Raw genomic sequence first — 13,043 nt, 5'->3', positions numbered from 1 at the left:
GTTGCCACGGTGCGGCGGAGAAGCAGGTCAGGTGGCGAGCGTGCCCCTGGCAATGCTGACGCTTGAGTGGGCGGGGTTGCCGTCGACGGGCTCGTCGGAGACGTCGACAATCGGATACTCCGAGATTTCCAGCCCGGCCGGCAACTGGAAGGTTCCGGATTCGGAGTTCATGACCCCCAGGCTCACCAGGCGCGAGAGGTCGGGCGCGATCAGCCAGACCTCCTGGTAGCCCTGGGCCTCATCCTTGCTGAGCCGGACTTCCAGCGCCCGGGACCCGTCCGCGGACTCCACCACCCGCGCCGAACCGGCGGCGGAAAACTGGGCCAGCGGTGCCAGGTCCGCTTCCGCCAGCGGCCGGGGCGCCTGGTTCAGGGACCAGACGGCGCCGGCGGTCACCAGGACCGCCGCCGCAGCGGCAGCCATCCATGGCCCCGGACGCTGCCACCACGCCGCGGACCGGCGCTTGGCAGGACGGGACGCTGCCCTGTCCTGGAGCGACACCGGCTCGGCGAGGCTTTCACGTTCCGCGGCGGGTTCCGCCTGCCGGACACCGTGGCCGGAGGCCGGGGCATCATCCGCGCCTTCCGCTGCAGCTGCTTCCTCCTGCGCCCATCCGGGCCGCGAAGTGGCGTAATGTTCCCTGACGCCGGCCAAGGGGTCCCCGTGCACGGACTCCGAGAGACCAAGCTCCCGGTGGATCCCTTCCCAGACCTGCGGGCCAGGCACCTCAAGGCGGCCGGTTTCGGGCGGTGTTTTGACGGCCTCGACAGTGCGGCGCAGTGCCGCGAAGTCCGCTGCGCATTCGGGGCAAACCTGCAGGTGGTCCCTGGTGCTGCGGTCCTCCCAGTCCTGGTACAGCGCAAGGAGGCTCAACTCTTCCGGATCAGGATGCGGCATGGTTTACCTCCAATCTGTTTCTCAGGTGGGACAGGCTGCGGCGGATATGGCTTTTGACCGTACCAAGGGGCAGGCCGAGTTTTCTTGAAATCTGTTCGTGCGTCAGGTCATCGTAGAAGGCAAGCTTCATGATGGAACCCTGGGGCTCGCCGAGACGGTCCAGCTCCCCGTCCAGGAGGAGCCTGTCAGCCAGGAGCTCGGCGTCCTCATGGCCGGTACCGGCTTCGTCGGCCAAACCGGCGCCGGCCACTGCCACGGCTTTCCTGGCTTCCCGTGCCGAGGCCGACAGGGTGTCCGAGATGACGTTCCGGGTGATCCCGACAATCCACGCCGGCAGCCGGGCCACCTGGGGATTGAACGTGCTCCGGGAGCGCCACACCCGGATGAACACCTCCTGCGTCACGTCGTCGGCCGCGGAACGGTCCGGCAGGGAACGCAGCGCCAGGGTGTGGACCAGCGGGGCAAACTCCCGGTAAGCGGCCGCCAGGGCACGTTCATCGCCTGCCAGGAAGGACGGCGTCAGGCCGTCTTCCCACCCCGGCGGAGCCTGGTCGGGAGATACCAAACGGGGCTCCTTCGCGGCGTCGGTGGCGACAATCATGGCAGGATCACCGCTCACTCCAAGACCGCGGTGACAATCACATTGTCGCTGTAGTCCATTCGTTCGTCCAGCCACTCGCCGCCGCATGTGATGACTTTGAGTTCGTGGGGCCCGGACCGCCGGAACACGGAGCTGCCATCGAACCGGTCCTTGGCCATCAGCTCAACGCTCACCACGCGGTAGTTCAGGGCCGGCGCGCCCTCCCGGCCCACCTGCACCAGCGTTCCGGCCGCTACGGACTTCAGCGCGGAAAAGGGCGCATTGTCAGACTTCGTATCGATATGCCCGGCGATCACGGACGTGCCGGCCGCGGCTCCCGGCGCGGGGCCGAAGCGGTACCAGCCGGCCCGGTCGAACGCGTCCGGGATTTCCATCGCTCCACCGTCAGAGACCCCTACCGGCACCACCGGCATGTCGATGGGGGTGCCGGCAACAGCCAGGGAGATCGGGACCGGCGCCGCCACCACCGCCGCCGGGGTGGCGGCACGCACGGGAATATCGGGGACAGCCGCCGGGCTGGTGGTCGCCGCCGCAGCTGCCGGCGCAGGACTTTCGGGAGCAGGGCTTTCGGGGGCAGGACTTTCGGGCTGGGCGGGCTGCGCAGCAGGTGCCTGGCTGGCACTCGGGGCCGGGGATGACGCCGGCAGGGAAGAGTCTGCCGCGCACGAGGAAAGCATCAGGGCCCCGGCGAGCAGGACTCCCGCGCCCTGGAAAACGGAGGACCGACGGCGGGACTCCCCTGCCGTCGTCGTGCCTGTTTCCATGTGTCCGGCTTTCATCGTGCCCGGCCTTTCTCTCGGCAGGCCCGGGAAGGAGCCTGCGCAGCGGATGCGAAAAGCGGCGGCCGCCCGGCATTCACCGGGCGGCCGCCAGTGGTGCTACTCTGCCCGGCGGGCGGCGACGGTGCGGGCTGCGCCCACGCCGCCGAGGATCAGTGCCAGGGCTGCGGCGCCGAAACCGACCATCAGGGCAGTGGAGTCTGCCGGAGCTGCAACGGTGGAGCCGTCAAGGGCACCCGGCACTGAACCCGGAGCGGAGTGCAGGCCCTCAATGGTCTGCACGGCAAGCTGCAGGTTCGAGTCCGCGAGGCTGCCCCAGGCGTACACGATGGTGTGCGTGCCTTCGGCGATCGTGACGTCGGCCGGGCCGATGACCGGGGCGGTGGTTCCGGTGGCGGCAACTGCTGCCGGAACGGTGCCGGGGTCCAGCGTCAGCGTCTGCTCGTTCGGGTTGGCAAGGTTGGTGATGACGGGGGAACCGCCTGCCAGGATGTCGACGGCGGGAGCGGCAGCGGTGTGCCGGACGGTCAGCTTGCCCTTGCCGGCCTCGATCTGGGAGACGTCGTTGGTGAAGAGGTTGGCTGTGGGGTTGCCGGCTGCATCGAGGTTGGCGACGGCGGTGTAGTTGCCGTTGGCGGCCAGCGTGACACTTACGGGGCCGATGACGGCCGCGGAAGCATCAGCGGCATCCGAGGCGGTAATGGCGAGTTCGTAGGCTCCTGCCGGCAGTGCAAGCGGGCCGGCCAGGCTGCCGGGGGTGAAGTCATCGAGGGTCCGGTCACCGTTGACCCAGACGTCGACGGTCAGGCCGGGGACACCGTGGAGGACGGACAGCTGGGCGTCCCCCTCCGCAGCCTGGGCCGGGCCGGCGAGAGCGATGGCTGCTGCGATTGCCGCTGCACCGGCGCCTGCTGTGAAAATCCTGTTGCGCATGTCTATCTCCATTGATCGGCCCGCCTCGCGGGCATCTTTTGCTTACACCTCTACTACCGGCGCAGCATCGGAGTTGGATGCACGTGCATGGAAATTCTTTTTAAAATTTTTTGCGCCGGGCACCGGGGCGGACACCGGCACCCGTCATGACCGCGGTTACGGGGCGGCCTCCACAGGCGGGGCGGTGCTGGCGCGGAGGACCAGTTCCGGCGTGACCACGGTGGAACTGACCGCGGCGCCGGCTTCGATCTCCTTGAGCATGATGTCCATGCAGCGGCGGCCCAGCTCCTCGAAGTCCTGCCGCACCGTGGTGAGCGGCGGGGTGAAGTACCCCGATTCCGGCTGGTCATCGAAGCCCACCACGGAGACGTCGTCGGGCACCCTGACCCCCGCTTCGGCGAACGCGCGCAGCATGCCCAGGGCCATCTGGTCGTTCCCCACGAAGAGTGCCGTGGCACGGCGGTCGGCGGCGAGCTTCCGGCCGGCGGCATACCCGCTGCCGGCGCTCCAGTCGCCCTGCAGCAGGAGGTCGTCCCCGAGCCCGGCGTCCAGGAGCGCCTCGCGCCAGCCCTCCGCGCGTTCCGAACCGTCGATCCAGTCCGGGGGTCCTGCCAGGTGCCCGATCCGGCGGTGTCCCTGCCCAATAAGGTGTTCGACGGCGAGCTGGGCGCCGCGGCGCTGGTCCACCATGGCCCCGCTGACATTGCTGTTGCCGAGGGACCCCACGGCCACCACGGGCACGGGCAGCCGCATTTCATCCAGGGCAAGCAGGGTGTCCGAGTGCGGAACCAGCACCGCGATCCCGTCCACGGCCTGGTCCATGAAGTGGCTCACGGCGTCGGCAATGGCATCCCGGCTGACCTCGCGCAGGGCGGCGATGCTGACAAAGTAGCCGGCGTTCCGCGCCGCCTGCTCCACACCCAGGAGGGTATGGGCCGGGCCGTACTGTGACAGTTCGCTGGCCAGGACACCGATGGTCTGCGAGCGCCGGGTCACCAGGCTCCGGGCAGCGGTGTTGCGCCGGTACCCCAGTTCGGCGATGGCCGCCTCAACCTTGGCGCGCGTCGCTTCGCTGACATTGGGGTGGTTGTTGATCACGCGGGAGACGGTCTGGTGGGAGACGCCTGCCCGGTCCGCCACATCTTCCAGGCGCGGCATCCGCCCCTTGCTGCTTTTTGCCATGTGCCCATTCTGCCCGCCGGTTGGCCCGGATACCCTGTTTGGCCTGGATACGGGAGTTCTGGGCTTGCCCGCGGATCCGGTCCGGGAAAAGAAAACGTCCCCGGCGTCCTGTTGCCAGGATGCCGGGGACGTACCACTCTTCTCTCAAAGAGTGGGCCCTGTGGGGCTCGAACCCACGACCCACGGATTAAAAGTCCGATGCTCTACCAACTGAGCTAAAGGCCCCTGCCGGATGGTTCGCAGCGTATGTGCGGGCCACCCGGCCCAATCCATTTCTGGACGTTAATACTCTAACCCATGGTTCCGGCGGGTTCGCACGGGGCTCCCGGCCAGCCGCCCGCCGCGGAATCCAGCGGCGGCGGGAGCGGCGGATGCTCGATTTCCGCCTCGGCACAGGAGTAGCGTGGGGGCATGAGTGAGCAAGCAGGATCCAGCCAGTACGGCGGCGCGAACCGGCACCACAAGCCCAAGCCCTTCGCTCCCGTCGACTTCGAGCCCTTCGCCGGAGGCGCGGATCCCGCGCGCATCTCGGAGGCCGCCCACCTCGCTGCCCAGGCGCTGGTCCGCCACGGCCGTGACAGCGACGATCCCGTGGTCACCGAACGCCTGGTGAAGCTCGCCGACGAGCAGGGGCTCGAGGCCATCGCGGAGATGTGGGCGGAGAGTCCCGCACGTTCACTGCCCGGCGCCCTGTGGCGCCTGTACGCCCTGCGCGCTGCCACGGTCCAGGACCCGGAACGCATCTCGGTGTACTTCCGGGCCGGCAAGGACACCGCCCAGGTGTCCAACGTGGTGGCAGGGGCGGCCGAGCCGCCGGGCGCAGATGAGATGCGGAGCATGGCGGACGCCATCCTTTCCGGAGCCTTCGACGGCGAATTCGACGTTGCGCTGGAACGTTCCGCAGCGTTCTGCCGGGTAGTGGCGCTCGGCCAGGCAACCATCGCCGACGGTGCCGAGCATGGCAACGAAGCGCACGCCAGCAAACTCACGCGGAACTCGCACCAGCTGGTGAAGACCGCCGAGGACCTGGAGCACGCCGCGAACGCGTGGCGACTGGGAGAACTCGACTGAATCAGCCCCGCTGCCCCGCCCTGGCCCCATCTGTCAAGATTGACTTGCGCCAGCCAAAGTAGAAAACTGAAACCGGTGCCGAGCCGCGAAACCCCCGGGCTTCAACAATTAGCCGCCTAGAGCGGCCTACCGCCGAGAGGCGTATCCGGTTCGGCACCATTTTCATGCCTGCTGCCGGACGGTTTCCCTCCCGCACCTCCCGGCCCGGCTCCCGGCCCATTTCTCAGGGGCTTCGCCGCGCTGTTCTTCAGGTGCCCAGCCACAGGCCGGTAGAGTGGGGCTCAGTTGCCCGCCGGGGTCAAGTCACACGGCAGCAACCCCCCGCCCTGTACTTTTCCCGGAGACCGGTAAACACGTGAAGCTGCGCCTTTTTCCCCAGGAGCCCGCCGGGCTGAACCTCCTTTCGCAGCTGGCCCAGCAGATCGTGCTGGCCAGTGCCACCCTTGCGGAAATCCTGGGCGTCCCCGCCGCCGAGCACGGCAAGCTCGTGGAGGACATGCACAACCACGAGGCGAAGTCGGCTGAACTGCACTTCGCCCTCCTGACGCACATGCGCACAAGCTTCGTGAACCCCCTCCCCCGCGAGGACATGTATGCGCTCTCCCGCTACCTCAACGAGGCGATGGAAAAAATGGACGCGGCCGCCGAGCTGGTGGCCCTGTACAAACTGGAGCGGCTGCCCAAACGTGCGGCCGACCAGCTGGAGATCATCAGCCGGCAGGCCGAGCTGACAGTGGACGCCATGCGCCGGCTCAACAACTTGGACGACCTCGAGGACTACTGGATCGAAATCCTCCGCCTTGCCCAGCGCGCCGAGAGGACGCACCGGGTGTGGGTGGCGGACATGATTGCGGACATGAAATGGGCGCAGTATTCCCGCAACCGGGACATCGCCAACCAGCTGGTGGAAGTCACCAAGGACATGCGGCGGATCGCCACCCAGGTGGGCAGCATCATCGTCAAGGAATCCTGAGGTGACCCCGGTCATCTTCGGTTTCGTGGTCCTGCTGGCCGCGGCGTTTACCTTCCTTAACGGCTTCCGTGATGCCTCCACGTCCGTGGCGCTTGCGGTGCGGACCCGGGCACTCACCCCCAGCGTGGCGGTGCTGCTGGCGGCCTTCTTCAACTTTGTGGGCGCCCTGCTGAGCGCCGGCCTGGCCGTGGCCGTCAGCCAGGCCTGGATCAGTCTTCCACCGGGCAACGGTGGCCTGAGCATCCTGGTGGCCGGCCTGGCGAGCGCCTGCGCCTGGGGAATCCTGTTGTGGTGGCGGGGCATTCCGGCTTCCTCCACGCACGCCCTGGTGGGCGGCCTGGCCGGCGCGGGCCTGGCCAGCCTGGCGGTGGGCGGTTCCGGCGTGGGAGGGGTGGACCAGTCCCTGCTGTTCCAGGTGGTGCTGCCGCTGGTTCTGTCCCCGCTCGTTGCCTACAGCGGCGCCTTCATGCTGGTGTATCCGGCCACGTGGGCGGCACGCTACACGCAGCCCAACGTGGTCAACCACCGCTTCCGCAGGAGCCAGGCCATCGCTGCCGGGGCGGTGGCTTTTGGGCATGGCCTGCAGGACGGGCAGCGGGTGAGCGCGGTGCTGCTCCTGGCCCTGCTGGCGGCAGGATATTCCGATCCCGGCACCATACCCTTGTGGGTGGTTCTGCTGTCCGCCGTCATGATGGCTGCCGGGACGCTGTTCGGGGGCTGGCGGATCTCGCACACCATCGCGTACAAGATCACCCGGATCGATCCCCTGCGGGGTTCTGTGGCCCAGATCTTCAGCGCGGTGATGCTCTTCGTGGGCGCCATCGGGCTGCACTGGCCGCTGTCCACCACGCACACGGTGACGGCGGCAGTCCTGGGCGCGGGCGAGAACCAGCATTTCTCCGTCACGAACCGGAAACTGGTGATCCGGATCGTGGGGCTCTGGCTGCTGACCCCGCTGGCCACGGCTGCACTGGCGTTTGTGCTGGCGCTGGCGATGACCCCGTTCGCACGCTAGGTGAACCGGGTCGGGACGTTGGTTACGGTTACGGGTTCACTACGGTTGCCCGCCCTTCCCTGTACAGCCGCATTCCGGTGACGTAGATTCGAAAGTGGGTCCCAAGCAATTCATAGCCACACAGCAGTAAACGGCACACAGCAGTAAGGGACCACCATCCGCCGCCGGGTGCACGGCCGCGGACAACGCCGCTGCAGCATATCGGCGGCCAGGATGCACACTGTGGAAAAGAGCAGGCATCGTGTCTACTTCAAATCCCCGGCAATCCCCACCCCAGCCACGCCAGCTGCGCTGCGAAACCTGCGGTACGGAGCACCAGCTGACCATCCATGCCGTCAGGGCAATGGGGGCAGCCAACGGGGACCTGGTCACCGTCTCCTACACCTGCAACGACTGCGGATTGTTCAGCGAGCACCTCGCCTACGCGGGGGATGTTGCCGCGGCCCTCCACCAGGTCCGCTGGATGGCCAAGGTCATCATGTTCGGCGATGACTACATCCACTGCGGATTCCCCCTGGAAGATGCGGGGCTGGAAATCGAAAGGCTTTGCTACCGGAGCAGCAACAACGGCGGCAGCCTTAACATGGTCTGCCTGCCCACCCGTGTCCTGCGCTGCCGGTGCGGCTTCCAGCTGGAAATCCCGGAGTAGCAGCACATTGCTACAGCAGCTACGTGGCTGCGGGAAATGCAGGAGGGCTGTCCAACAGTGCTGCTGCCAGCTCCTCCGGCGTCATATTCGCCGCCTGGAGCAGCGCACCCTGGTCCACCCCTTGGCTCGCCGCCTGCTTGATGGCCTGCCTGAGCGACTCGTGGGCAACATCCAGCTCCCACTGGACAGTTTCCAGGTACGAACTGGTGCGCCATACCGCGGAAACGTAGTCCTCCCCGTCCGCAGCGCCGGTTGCGGCGGCAGGCACAGGGGCTGCAGCCGTGCCGGAGTCGGCGAAAGAAACCGGAGCGCCCGCATCCTCAAAGGACACAGGGGCGCCGGTGTACAGATGGTCAAGGGGATCGTTCTGCTGGACGGCACTCGCGGTTCCGGGCCTGGAAACTTTAAGCTGGTGGCCTCTGCGGCCGGTTGCCATCTGCGTCAAGGGAAAACTCCTAAGCATGCTATTTACTAGTTTCCAAAGTATCTAGTTCAGCGTACTAAATGCTTCCGATTCTGGCCAGCAGCTTTTTCGGACTTCTAACTTGGCTCTGCCCCGCAGTGTTCCGCGCCCCTCCCCGCGGGCCGCCTCCATGCTGTGGCGGCTTTACCCGAACCGGCCGGAGACGTAGTCCTCAGTGGCCTTCTGGACGGGGTTGCTGAAGATGGTCTGGGTGTCCCCCACCTCAATGAGCTTGCCGGGCTTGCCGGTGCCTGCAATGTTGAAGAAGGCTGTGCGGTCCGACACGCGGGCTGCCTGCTGCATGTTGTGGGTCACGATCACCACGGTGTACTGGTCCTTGAGCTCATTGATGAGGTCCTCAATGGCCAGCGTGGAGATGGGGTCCAGCGCGGAGCACGGCTCGTCCATGAGGATCACCTGCGGTTCCACGGCGATGGCCCGGGCAATGCAGAGCCGCTGCTGCTGTCCGCCGGAGAGGCCGGAGCCCGGCTTCTCCAGGCGGTCCTTGACCTCGTTCCACAGGTTGGCGCCCTTCAGGGAGCGTTCCACCAGGACATCGGCCTCGCCCTTGGAGATCTTCTTGTTGTTCAGCTTCACGCCCGCCAGCACGTTGTCGCGGATGGACATGGTGGGGAACGGATTGGGGCGCTGGAACACCATGCCGATCTGCGAGCGGACGGTGACGGGGTCCACCCCGGGGCCGTAGAGGTTGTCCCCGTCCAGCAGGACCTCGCCTTCCACGCGGGCACCGGGAAGGACCTCATGCATGCGGTTCAGTGTCCGCAGGAACGTGGACTTGCCGCAGCCTGAGGGGCCGATGAATGCCGTTACGGACTTGGCCTCGATGTTGATGGTGACGTCCTCCACGGCAAGGAAATCGCCGTAGTAGACATTCAGGTCCTTGACGTCGATGCGCTTAGACATGTTGTTCCTTCACTGACTGGGTATGAATTGAAGTCTGGCATCCGGCCCGCAGGACCGGAAGGGGTTGGGGCGGCCCGGCCGTCAGCGGCCGGTCTTGGGGGCGAAGATCCTGGCAATCAGCCGTGCCGCGAGGTTGAGGACCATCACCAGGATGATCAGCACCAGGGCGGCACCCCAGGCGCGCTGCGACGACGGGTCGGGGTTCGCCGGCGAGGTGGGGTTCAGGATCTGGGTGTAGATGAAGGTGGGCAGCGACGCCATCCAGCCACTGAACACGTTGGAGTTGATGCTGGTGGCGAACCCTGCGGTGACCAGGATGGGCGCGGTCTCACCGATAACGCGGGCGATCGCCAGGGTGACGCCCGACGCGATGCCGGAGATCGCCGTCGGAATCACCACCTTGAGGATGGTGCGCCACTTGCGCACGCCCAGCGCGTACGCAGCTTCACGCAGTTCGTTGGGGACGATCTTCAGCATTTCCTCGCTGGAACGCACCACCACGGGGATCATCAGCACGGAAAGCGCGACGGCGGCCACGGCACCGGTTTTGGTCCCGGGACCCACCACGGCGAAGAAGAAGGCTGCTGCGAAGAGGCCCGCCACGATGGAGGGGATGCCGGTCATGACGTCCACGAAGAACGTGATGGCGCGGGCCAGCCGGCCGTCGTTGCCGTATTCCACCAGGTAGATCGCGGTCAGCAGTCCCACAGGCACGGAGATCACGGTGGCCAGCAGGGTGATCTGGATGGTTCCCAAGAGTGCGTGGTAGATGCCACCGATCACCGGCGCACCTTCCTCCACTGCCCGGTTGTCATAGACGCCGGTGACACCGTTCATCGACGTGGTGAGGAAGCCGGGGTTCAGGAGGCCCGGGATGCCGTTGACCAGGACAGTCCAGATCACCGAGATGAGCGGGAGCAGGGCGATCAGGAAGGAGCCCACCACCAGGCAGGTGGCCAGCTTGTCCTTGGCTTTGCGGGAGCCTTCAACGGCAGCGCTCCAGGACACCAGTCCGACGGCGAAGAGGATTGCCGAGACGATTCCCCAGCCGAATGCATTGAAGCCCACCAGCGCCAGGATCGCGGCGCCGGCGACCAGCGCTGCGGCCAGGACCACGTAGGGGGCGTACTTGGGCAGCTGGCCCTTGGTGAGTGCCGAGCGCTTGCTGCGCACGGGGGTAAGCGTGGAGGTCATTTAGTTGGCTCCCGAGAATTCTTTGTGCCGGGTGATGATCCAGCGCGCGATCATGTTCACGGCCAGGGTGATGACGAACAGGACCAGGCCTGCGGCGATCAGGGTGCTGACCTTGAGCCCGCTGGCCTCCGGGAAGTTGAGCGCGATCTCGGCGGCGATGGTCTGGTTGCCGGACTGGATCAGGCTGGCGGTGAGGGCGCCGGAGGAGAGCACCAGGGCCACGGCCATGGTCTCGCCGAGGGCCCGGCCCAGGCCCAGCATGACGGCGCTGATGATGCCGGGGCGTGCGAAGGGCAGGACGGACATCTTGATCATTTCCCAGCGGGTGGCACCCAGTGCGAGCGCCGCTTCCTCGTGCAGTTTTGGGGTCTGCAGGAAGATTTCCCGGGACAGTGAGGTGATGATCGGAAGCACCATGACGGAGAGCACGATGCCTGCGGTGAGGATGGTCTTGCCCGTGGCCGAGGCAGGTCCCTGGAAGATGGGCAGCCAGCCCATGTTCGCGGCGAGCCAGTTGTAGGCCGGCGAGATTTCCTTGGCCAGGAAAGCAGCTCCCCAGGCGCCGTAGACCACGGACGGGATGGCGGCGAGGAGGTCCACCATGTAGCCGAGTCCGGCGGCCAGCCCGCGCGGGGCGAAGTGCGAGATGAACAGCGCCACGCCGATGGCGATGGGCGTGGCGATCACCAGCGCGATGACCGCGGCGATGAGCGTGCCGATGACGATGGGCCAGATGTAGGCGAAGAAACCTTCGCCGCCCTGGATCTCGGCGGCCGGCGCGGTGAGCGCCGGGATGGCCTGGACCACCAGGAAGAGTGCGACGCCGAAGAGGACGGCGAGAATGAGGCAGCCGGCGGCCAGCGCGGCGCCCGAGAAGATTTTGTCCCCGGCGCGCCCGGCGCCGGTACTTGTCACGGGGGTGGCGGTCATTCGACGGCCCTTCGGTTGGTTGCTGGGAGGGGAGGAAGCATTATCCAAAGCCAAGTTCCCCGCACTGCCTTTCGGCAGGCGGGGAACCCGGCAGTGGAGCGGTGGTTAGGACTTGACCTTGATGGACTCGATCGCCGTGGTTGCCTTCTCCGCAAGAGCGGAGGACAGCGGGGCGGACTTCGCGGAATCCGCGGCGGCCTGCTGTCCCTCCTCGGAAACTACGTAGCTCTCGAAGGCTTTGACCAGGTCAACCGTTTCCTGGGAATCGTAGGCGCTGCAGACGACGTGGTAGGAGACCAGCACCACGGGGTAGGCGCCGGAAGCGGTGGTCTTGCGGTCCAGCTTGATGGCGACGTCGGTCTCGGCGCGGCCTTCGACGGGCTCACCGGCTTCAACGGCCTTGGCGGCAGCCTCGGCGGAGATCTTGACGAACTCCTCGCCCACCTTGATCGAGGCGGTTCCCAGCTTGCCGCCTACTGCGGAGTCGTCCGCGTAGGTGACGGCGCCCGGGGTGTCGGTGACGGTCTTGACCACACCGGAGGTTCCCTTGGCGTTCTCACCCTGGAGGCTCGCGGGCCAGACGCCGGAGGACTTGTCCGTCCACACCTCGGGTGCCGCGGATGCCAGGTAGTCGGTGAAGTTGGTGGTGGTGCCGGAGTCGTCAGAGCGGTTCACCGGGGTGACCTTGAGGTCCGGGAGGCTGACGCCCTCGTTCATTGCCGCGATGGCGGGGTCATTCCAGTTGCTGATCTCGCCGCGGAAGATCTTGGCCACGGTGGCGGCGTCCAGCTTCAGCTCGGTGACGCCGGGAATGTTGAAGGCCACGGCGATCGGGGAGATATAGACGGGGATGTTGATGGCGCCATCGGGCCCGCAGACGGCCTTGGAGCTCTCGAACTCCTCGTCCTTGAGGTAGGCGTCCGAACCGGCGAACTGCGCCGAACCGTCGATGATGGCCTTGCGGCCCGCGCCGGAGCCGTCCGGGGAGTACTGCACGGTGGCGCCCTGGTTTGCGGCGGCAAAGCCTGCCTTCCACGCATCCATGGCTGCGCCGGTGGAGGAAGCGCCGATGCCCGTGAGGGTGCCGGTGACCTTCGGGCCGGAGGAAGCCTGGTCGCCTGCGGGGGCGGTGCCCGTAGCGTTGTCTGAACCGCAGGAGGTAAGCGCGAGAGCGCCGGCTGCGATAACAGCGATAGCCGCGTGGCGGCCGAAGCGGAGTGCCTTCACTAGATGTACCCCTTCCAGGGTTTTTCAGTTGCGGACAGGGACGGAGAACCCTGCTGCGCGATGCGTAGGTTTTGTACCTTCATCGAAGTTAGGCTCCGCAGGTAACGGGACGGGCGGACCAAAGTGAACGGAGGATTAACGACGGCGGGATATTCGCTGACAAATGCCCGGTCACCATTGCGCAGATCACATGTCCGGCCGTAGT

Annotated in this window: 14 protein-coding genes and 1 tRNA gene; 4 read left to right on the top strand and 11 right to left on the bottom strand. The window is 66.7% G+C overall.

The window, feature by feature from the left end:
• Window positions 1-27: 27 nt before the first annotated feature.
• The 6 genes from HTS88_RS11275 to HTS88_RS11250 form a co-directional block, all read right to left on the bottom strand.
• Window positions 28-897: an anti-sigma factor gene (locus HTS88_RS11275; RefSeq protein WP_174178362.1), complete on the bottom strand. Its 870-nt coding sequence runs from the start codon at window positions 895-897 to the stop codon at window positions 28-30.
• Entirely contained in the window at window positions 884-1,462 is a 579-nt protein-coding gene (locus HTS88_RS11270) for an RNA polymerase sigma factor (RefSeq protein ID WP_174178360.1), read from the bottom strand. Before HTS88_RS11270 ends, HTS88_RS11275 begins: the two co-directional genes overlap by 14 nt.
• 50 nt (window positions 1,463-1,512) lie before the next feature.
• Entirely contained in the window at window positions 1,513-2,262 is a 750-nt protein-coding gene (locus HTS88_RS11265) for a class F sortase (protein ID WP_174178359.1), read from the bottom strand.
• Between the two features lie 114 nt (window positions 2,263-2,376).
• Complete coding sequence (locus tag HTS88_RS11260; RefSeq protein WP_174178357.1) at window positions 2,377-3,210, bottom strand: DUF4397 domain-containing protein; 834 nt, start codon at window positions 3,208-3,210, stop codon at window positions 2,377-2,379.
• 156 nt (window positions 3,211-3,366) lie between these two features.
• On the bottom strand, window positions 3,367-4,392 hold the full coding sequence (locus HTS88_RS11255) for a LacI family DNA-binding transcriptional regulator (protein ID WP_174178355.1): 1,026 nt from the start codon (window positions 4,390-4,392) through the stop codon (window positions 3,367-3,369).
• A gap of 152 nt (window positions 4,393-4,544) precedes the next feature.
• Window positions 4,545-4,617: transfer RNA gene (locus HTS88_RS11250), tRNA-Lys, on the bottom strand.
• 186 nt (window positions 4,618-4,803) lie between these two features.
• Here HTS88_RS11250 and HTS88_RS11245 point away from each other — a divergent pair.
• The 4 genes from HTS88_RS11245 (at window position 4,804) to HTS88_RS11230 (ending at window position 8,100) form a co-directional block, all read left to right on the top strand.
• Window positions 4,804-5,463 (top strand): hypothetical protein, encoded by a 660-nt coding sequence (locus HTS88_RS11245; RefSeq protein WP_174178353.1) that lies wholly within the window; start codon window positions 4,804-4,806, stop codon window positions 5,461-5,463.
• Window positions 5,464-5,818: 355 nt separating this feature from the next.
• Complete coding sequence (locus HTS88_RS11240) at window positions 5,819-6,436, top strand: DUF47 domain-containing protein (protein WP_174178351.1); 618 nt, start codon at window positions 5,819-5,821, stop codon at window positions 6,434-6,436.
• Window position 6,437: 1 nt separating this feature from the next.
• Window positions 6,438-7,451, top strand: a complete 1,014-nt coding sequence (locus tag HTS88_RS11235; protein ID WP_174178349.1) for an inorganic phosphate transporter — start codon at window positions 6,438-6,440, stop codon at window positions 7,449-7,451.
• A gap of 241 nt (window positions 7,452-7,692) precedes the next feature.
• Window positions 7,693-8,100, top strand: coding sequence for a hypothetical protein (locus HTS88_RS11230; protein ID WP_174178347.1), 408 nt, complete (start codon window positions 7,693-7,695; stop codon window positions 8,098-8,100).
• Window positions 8,101-8,119: 19 nt separating this feature from the next.
• Here the strand turns inward: HTS88_RS11230 and HTS88_RS11225 are convergent, their stop codons facing one another.
• From HTS88_RS11225 to pstS, 5 genes are all read right to left on the bottom strand, one after another.
• Window positions 8,120-8,536, bottom strand: a complete 417-nt coding sequence (locus HTS88_RS11225) for a hypothetical protein (protein WP_246256220.1) — start codon at window positions 8,534-8,536, stop codon at window positions 8,120-8,122.
• Window positions 8,537-8,707: 171 nt separating this feature from the next.
• Window positions 8,708-9,487: a phosphate ABC transporter ATP-binding protein PstB gene (gene pstB / locus HTS88_RS11220; RefSeq protein ID WP_066273199.1), complete on the bottom strand. Its 780-nt coding sequence runs from the start codon at window positions 9,485-9,487 to the stop codon at window positions 8,708-8,710.
• A gap of 81 nt (window positions 9,488-9,568) precedes the next feature.
• Complete coding sequence (gene pstA, locus HTS88_RS11215) at window positions 9,569-10,681, bottom strand: phosphate ABC transporter permease PstA (protein ID WP_174178343.1); 1,113 nt, start codon at window positions 10,679-10,681, stop codon at window positions 9,569-9,571.
• The gene (pstC, locus tag HTS88_RS11210) at window positions 10,682-11,611 is read right to left on the bottom strand and encodes a phosphate ABC transporter permease subunit PstC (RefSeq protein WP_174178341.1); all 930 of its coding nucleotides are present in this window, start codon (window positions 11,609-11,611) and stop codon (window positions 10,682-10,684) included.
• Between the two features lie 105 nt (window positions 11,612-11,716).
• Window positions 11,717-12,838: a phosphate ABC transporter substrate-binding protein PstS gene (pstS, locus tag HTS88_RS11205; RefSeq protein ID WP_174178339.1), complete on the bottom strand. Its 1,122-nt coding sequence runs from the start codon at window positions 12,836-12,838 to the stop codon at window positions 11,717-11,719.
• Window positions 12,839-13,043: the final 205 nt, after the last annotated feature.

Source organism: Pseudarthrobacter oxydans (genome assembly GCF_013314975.1).
GTDB lineage: Bacteria > Actinomycetota > Actinomycetes > Actinomycetales > Micrococcaceae > Arthrobacter > Arthrobacter oxydans.
This window is presented reverse-complemented; position numbering and strand designations above follow the sequence as displayed.

Excerpts from the sequence above, each read along its gene's own strand:
- HTS88_RS11275 (WP_174178362.1), bottom strand. The coding sequence starts at position 897 with ATGCCGCATCCTGATCCGGAAGAGTTGAGCCTCCTTGCGCTGTACCAG.
- HTS88_RS11265 (WP_174178359.1), bottom strand. The coding sequence starts at position 2,262 with ATGGAAACAGGCACGACGACGGCAGGGGAGTCCCGCCGTCGGTCCTCC.
- HTS88_RS11260 (WP_174178357.1), bottom strand. The coding sequence starts at position 3,210 with ATGCGCAACAGGATTTTCACAGCAGGCGCCGGTGCAGCGGCAATCGCA.
- HTS88_RS11255 (WP_174178355.1), bottom strand. The coding sequence starts at position 4,392 with ATGGCAAAAAGCAGCAAGGGGCGGATGCCGCGCCTGGAAGATGTGGCG.
- HTS88_RS11245 (WP_174178353.1), top strand. The coding sequence starts at position 4,804 with ATGAGTGAGCAAGCAGGATCCAGCCAGTACGGCGGCGCGAACCGGCAC.
- HTS88_RS11225 (WP_246256220.1), bottom strand. The coding sequence starts at position 8,536 with ATGGCAACCGGCCGCAGAGGCCACCAGCTTAAAGTTTCCAGGCCCGGA.
- pstB (WP_066273199.1), bottom strand. The coding sequence starts at position 9,487 with ATGTCTAAGCGCATCGACGTCAAGGACCTGAATGTCTACTACGGCGAT.
- pstA (WP_174178343.1), bottom strand. The coding sequence starts at position 10,681 with ATGACCTCCACGCTTACCCCCGTGCGCAGCAAGCGCTCGGCACTCACC.
- pstC (WP_174178341.1), bottom strand. The coding sequence starts at position 11,611 with ATGACCGCCACCCCCGTGACAAGTACCGGCGCCGGGCGCGCCGGGGAC.